The 356-nt window shown below is 77.8% G+C and carries 1 protein-coding gene; it reads right to left on the bottom strand.

Going from position 1 to position 356, the window contains the following annotated elements; all coding sequences use genetic code 11:
* A partial coding sequence (locus tag N869_RS18295; RefSeq protein ID WP_035063500.1) for a hypothetical protein occupies positions 1 to 356 on the bottom strand: 356 nt, incomplete at both ends.

The raw sequence follows: 356 nt of genomic DNA, 5'->3' as shown, positions 1-356 counted from the left end.
CCACCGGTCCCGGGGTCGGGGCGGGGCCGCCATCCGTGGCGGACGGCCGCCACGGTCACCGCGCCTAGCACCAGGAGCCCGCCGACGGTGACGGACGCAGAGGTGACGGCAGCAGCCGGGGTGAGGCCGGCGAACCACGGCACGGTCAGGTGGGCGGTCAGACCGGCGGCCGGGACGACTGCCACCCACGCCGTCCAGACCATCAGCCGGTGCCGGTGGACCGTGAGCACGACGGTCGCGACGAGCGCGAGGAGACCGACCAGGCGGGGCCCGTGACCCAGCGGCAGCAGGCCGCCGAGCACACCGGCCGTGAACGCCGCCCAGGCCAGGGCACGCCGTCCGTGCGCCGCGCGCGG

Origin of the sequence: Cellulomonas bogoriensis 69B4 = DSM 16987 (genome assembly GCF_000767165.1) — a bacterium.
GTDB lineage: Bacteria > Actinomycetota > Actinomycetes > Actinomycetales > Cellulomonadaceae > Actinotalea > Actinotalea bogoriensis.
The sequence above is the reverse complement of the archived record's forward strand: the minus strand, read 5'-3'. Positions and strand labels throughout refer to the sequence as shown.